Source organism: Kineococcus indalonis, assembly GCF_009906395.1.
Classification (GTDB): Bacteria; Actinomycetota; Actinomycetes; order Actinomycetales; family Kineococcaceae; genus Kineococcus; species Kineococcus indalonis.
The window spans coordinates 1-5,006 of the sequence record NZ_JAAALM010000305.1; the positions used below are offsets into that span (position 1 = coordinate 1).

The window sequence follows — 5,006 nt, forward strand, 5'->3', positions numbered from 1 at the left end:
GCGCCCACCCGCCCGCACCCGCGCGTGCCGCGCCGCCCGCCCGGCAACGCCCTGGCCGCCGTGCCGCTGGCGGTCACCGACCGCGTCAAGGACGCCGCGGAGCACCTCGCGGGGGCCGGGGCGGCCCGGCGCGCCGGGACCGCGGCGGCCGCGGTGCTCGTGGCGCTGGCCGCCGCGCGGGTGCTGCGCCGGCGCTGAGGGCGGTGCCGGGGGGGCGCCCGCCGGCGCCCCCTCAGCGCGGCAGCAGCCGGTGCGCCTCCTGCCGGTCCACGCCCTGCGCCTGCAGCAGGTCCACCACCACCGAGCGCAGCTGCGCCACCACCACCGTCGCCGACAGCGACTCCGCGCCCAGCGTGCGCGGGCCCAGCGTCACCGCCAGCTCCTTCAGCCCCGCCACCGACGGCGGCACCGACTCGCCCTCGTAGGCCGGCTGCCCCAGCGAGCGCACCGCGGCCGCCAGGGACTCCAGCGCCCCGGCCAGCGAGGCGGGCAGCTGCTCGTCGTACTCCAGCGCGGTGGACACCCGCCGCAGCATCACCCGCACGTTGCGGGTGGCCCGGTCCACCCCGGCCTGCAGCCGCTGCTGCTCGGCGATCTCCGCCCGGCTGCCGCGCCGCAGCGGCGAGAGGCGGTGCACCTCCCGGCCGGCGACCACCGACTGCGCCCACCCCTCCAGCTCGCCCTGCGTGGCGCGGGCGCGCTCCAGCACCGCGTCCGCCTTCGCCGCGTCGTGCTCGCGCACCGCGTCGGCGGCGTCCTCGAGCAGGTCCGCGAGCTGACCGGTGAAGGCGCGCCCGCGGCTGCGCACGTCGCGGGTGGGGTCCGGCGGCAGCAGCGCGGCGATCGCCAGCGCCACCGCCACGCCCGTCATGGCGTCCAGCCACCGCCCGTACCCGCCGCCCTGCTGCGGGGGGAAGGCGATGATGAACGTGGCCTGCAGCGCCGCCTGGTTCACCAGCAGCACCCCGGAGTCCAGGAACCGGGCGATGCCCATCGCGGCCACGACGATGAGGGAGATCTGCCAGGGTCCGCGGCCGATGAGGTGGGCGATGACGGTGCCCAGCAGCACCCCCACGGTCACCCCGGCGCCCAGCTCGGCCACGCGCCGCAGCCGGGCGTTGTTCTGCACGCCCAGCGAGACGACGACCGCCACGCACGCGAAGACCGGGTACGGCTGGTCCCACAGCACCTGCGCCAGGGTCCAGGCCACGCCCGCGCCCAGCCCGCACTGCAGGATCTGCCACCACGAGCCCTGCCAGCGCTGCCAGCCCGTGCGCGCCCGGCGCCGCACGGCCAGGGACGACGGGACGCTGCGGGGCACGGGCGGATCATCCCGCACCGGCCCCGTCCGCGCCCGTCACGAGCGCCCCGCGCCAGGCCCTACGCTCGGTCGCCGTGGACGTCCTCGTCATCGGCTCCGGTGCCCGTGAGCACGCCCTGGTGCGCGCCCTGCTCGACGACCCGGGGGTGGACCGCGTCGTCGCCGCCCCGGGCAACGCCGGCACCGCCCTGGTCGCCCCGTGCGAGCCGGTGGACGCCGCCGACCCCGCCGCCGTGGCCGCGCTCGCCCGCCGCCTGGGCGCCGACCTCGTCGTGGTCGGCCCGGAGGTCCCCCTGGTGGCCGGCGCGGCCGACGCGGTGCGCGCCGAGGGCATCGCCTGCTTCGGCCCCTCGGCCGAGGCCGCCCGCCTGGAGGGCTCCAAGGCCTTCGCCAAGGAGGTGATGGCCGCCGCCGCGGTGCCCACGGCGATGGCGCGCGTGTGCACCACCGAGGAGGAGGTCGCCTCCGCCCTGGACGCCTTCGGCGCCCCGCACGTCGTCAAGGACGACGGCCTGGCCGCCGGCAAGGGCGTCGTCGTCACCGACGACCGCGCCGCCGCCCTGGAGCACGCCCGCGCCTGCCTGGGCCACGGCCCCGTCGTGGTGGAGGAGTTCCTCGACGGCCCGGAGGTGTCCGTCTTCTGCCTCACCGACGGCGAGGAGGTCCTCGCGCTGGCCCCCGCGCAGGACTTCAAGCGCGCCCTCGACGGCGACGCCGGCCCCAACACCGGCGGCATGGGCGCCTACTCGCCGCTGCCGTGGGCGCCGGCGGACCTGGCCGAGCAGGTCGTCGAGCGCGTCGCGCGGCCCGTCGTCGCCGAGATGGCCCGGCGCGGCACCCCCTTCAGCGGCGTCCTGTACTGCGGGCTGGCGCTGACCTCCCGCGGCCTGCGCGTGGTGGAGTTCAACGCCCGCTTCGGCGACCCCGAGACGCAGGTGGTGCTGGCCCGCCTGGCCACGCCGCTGGGGCAGGTGCTGCGCGCGTGCGCCACCCCCGGCGCGCTGCGCGACCTGCCGCCGCTGCGCTGGCGCGAGGACGCCGCCGTCACCGTGGTGCTCGCCGCCCCCGGCTACCCCGAGGCGCCGCGCACCGGCGGGCTGCTGCGCGGGCTGGAGGACGCCGACGCGGTGCCGGGCGCGCACGTCCTGCACGCCGGCACCGCCCCGGCGCCCGACGGCACGGGCGTGGTCAGCTCCGGCGGGCGGGTGCTGTCCGTGGTGGGCACCGGCGCGGACCTGGCCGAGGCGCGCGCGGCCGCCTACGACGCGGTGCGCTCGGTGCACCTGGACGGCGGGCGCTTCCGCACCGACATCGCGGCCGCGGCGGCCGGCGCGTGAGCGCCCCCGCGCTGCCCGCCCCGCCGCAGCTGCCCGGCTGGCGGCACACCTACTCCGGCAAGGTCCGCGACCTGTACGTGCCGGCCTCCGGCGCGCGCGGCGAGGTGCTCGTCGTGGCCAGCGACCGCATCAGCGCCTACGACCACGTCCTGGCCAGCGAGGTCCCCGACAAGGGCAAGGTGCTCACGGCCCTGTCGCTGTGGTGGTTCGAGCGCCTGGCCGACCTGGTGCCGCACCACGTGCTCTCCACCGACGTGCCCGCGGCCGTGGCGGGCCGGGCCATGGTGTGCCGGGAGCTGGAGATGTTCCCCGTGGAGTGCGTCGCGCGCGGCTACCTGACCGGCTCGGGCCTGGCGGAGTACCGCGCCGGCGGGTCGGTGTGCGGGATCGCGCTGCCCGAGGGCCTGGTGGACGGCTCGCGGCTGCCCGAGCCGGTCTTCACCCCGGCCACCAAGGCGGAGCTGGGCGAGCACGACGAGAACGTCCCCTTCGAGCACGTCGCCGCGACGGTCGGCGCGGACGCGGCCGCCGAGCTGCGCGAGCTGACCCTGGCGGTGTACGCGCGCGCCGAGGGGATCGCCCGCGAGCGCGGCATCGTGCTGGCCGACACCAAGCTGGAGTTCGGCCGCGCCGACGGGCGCACCGTGCTGGGCGACGAGGTCCTCACCCCGGACTCCTCGCGCTTCTGGCCGGCGGAGGAGTGGCGGCCGGGCCGGGCCCAGCCCAGCTTCGACAAGCAGTTCGTGCGCGACTGGCTGACCTCGCCGGCCTCCGGCTGGGACCGCGCCGGCGGCGCGCCGCCGCCGCCGCTGCCCGAGCAGGTCCTCGAGCGCACCCGGGGCCGCTACGTGGAGGCGTACGAGCGGCTGACCGGCCGCACCTTCACCGCCTGACCACGGCCTGACCCCCGCCTGACCCCCGCCTGACCCCGGCCTGATCCCGGCCTGACCCGCCGGGTCCCGCGCGCCGGGCCCGGCACCGCCGGGCGGGTGGTCCGCGCCCGGCGGTGTTCAGCCCGCGCCGCCCGCTGCCGAGGACCCCCGGGTGGAGGACGACGGGCCGGTGAGCGGCGGGTGAGCGCCCCCGTCGTCGTGGCCGTCGCCGCCCTGCTCGCGGCCGCGGCCTGCGCGCGCGCCGCCCGCCGCGGCTCGCCGCGCGCGGCGTTCGCCTGGTGCTGCCACGGCGCGGCGTTCCTCACCGGCGCGGCGCGGGCCATGCTGCCCGACCGCCACCCGGCGCTGGAGGTGGCGCTGGCCCTGGCCGCCGCCCTGCTGGTGCTCGCCGCCACGTGCGCCACCTCGCGCACCCCCGTGCGCCGGGCCCGCCTGAGGGTCCTGCTGGACGCCGCCGCGGGCGCCGTCGCCGCCGGGACCGTCCTGCACGTGCTCGTCCTCGCCCCCGCCTGGCGGGCCGCCGCGGACGCCGACGCGGTGCTGCTCGTGCGACCGGTGGTGCCGCTGCTGCTGGCGGTGCTCAACCTGCTCGTGGTGGTCACGGAGATCCCCGTGGAGCGCTGGCTGATGCCGCTGCTGCTCAGCGGCGGGCTGCTGGCCGCCGCGGCGGCGGAGGTCCTGCGCGCGCTGCACCTGCTCGGCGGCCGGCCGCCGCAGGGCTGGAGCGCGACCGCCTGGCTGGCCTGCTGCGCCCTGTACGTGGCCGCCTCCCGCGCCTACCGGGGCACGTCGGTGCGCCGCGCCACGCCCCCCACGGCCTGGCTGGTCGCCCTGGTCCCGTACGTGCTGGTGCTGCCGGCCTTCGCGGTGGTCGTCGCGCGGCGGTTCGCGCTGGGGCGCGTGGACACCCCCGAGGCGGTGGCGGCGGTGGTGCTGCTGGCGCTGCTGATGCTGCGGCAGTCCGTGACGCTGGCGGAGAACCGCGACCTGGTGCGGCGTCTGCGCGCCAGCGAGGCCGAGCTGCGCCACCGCGTCGGCCACGACGCGCTCACCGGCCTGCCCAACCGGGCGCTGCTGCACGAGCGCCTCGCGCGGGCGGCCGCCGCCGGCCCGGCCGGGGTGCTGCTGGTCGACCTGGACGGCTTCAAGCGCGTCAACGACACCCTGGGCCACGCGGCTGGGGACGCCCTGCTGGTGGAGGTGGCGCGGCGCCTGCGCGCGGCGGTGCCCGAGCCGGGGACGGTGGCGCGGCTGGGCGGGGACGAGTTCGCCGCGGTGCTGCCCGTGCCCGACGCCTCCGCCGAGGCCGCCGCGCGCGAGGTCGCCGCCCGCGTCGTCGCCGCCCTGCGCGCCCCCTACGAGCCCGGCGGGGTGCGGGTGGACCACGTGGGCGCCAGCGTGGGCACCGCCTGCTCCGCGCGGGCGGGCACCGCCGACGCCGAGGAGCTGCTGCGC

The 5,006-nt window shown here is 79.2% G+C and carries 4 protein-coding genes and 1 pseudogene; 4 read left to right on the forward strand and 1 reads right to left on the reverse strand.

What is annotated here, in order from left to right; translation table 11 throughout:
* Positions 1-198: pseudogene (locus GTR00_RS23015) on the forward strand (hemerythrin domain-containing protein); the annotation flags it as partial.
* A gap of 34 nt (positions 199-232) precedes the next feature.
* On the opposite strand, the gene GTR00_RS14360 reads toward GTR00_RS23015, so the two are convergent.
* Positions 233-1,321 carry an FUSC family protein gene (locus tag GTR00_RS14360; protein ID WP_166612289.1) on the reverse strand — a complete coding sequence of 363 codons (1,089 nt, stop codon included), beginning with the start codon at positions 1,319-1,321 and terminating at the stop codon, positions 233-235.
* Between the two features lie 74 nt (positions 1,322-1,395).
* On the opposite strand from GTR00_RS14360, the gene purD reads away from it, so the two are divergent.
* The 3 genes from purD to GTR00_RS25890 all read left to right on the forward strand — a co-directional run.
* Positions 1,396-2,658, forward strand: coding sequence for a phosphoribosylamine--glycine ligase (purD, locus tag GTR00_RS14365; protein WP_166612290.1), 1,263 nt, complete (start codon positions 1,396-1,398; stop codon positions 2,656-2,658).
* The gene (locus GTR00_RS14370; RefSeq protein WP_166612291.1) at positions 2,655-3,551 is read left to right on the forward strand and encodes a phosphoribosylaminoimidazolesuccinocarboxamide synthase; all 897 of its coding nucleotides are present in this window, start codon (positions 2,655-2,657) and stop codon (positions 3,549-3,551) included. Before purD ends, GTR00_RS14370 begins: the two co-directional genes overlap by 4 nt.
* Before the next feature lie 180 nt (positions 3,552-3,731).
* The coding region (locus tag GTR00_RS25890) for a GGDEF domain-containing protein (protein ID WP_323132487.1) at positions 3,732-5,006 on the forward strand (1,275 nt) is incomplete at its 3' end.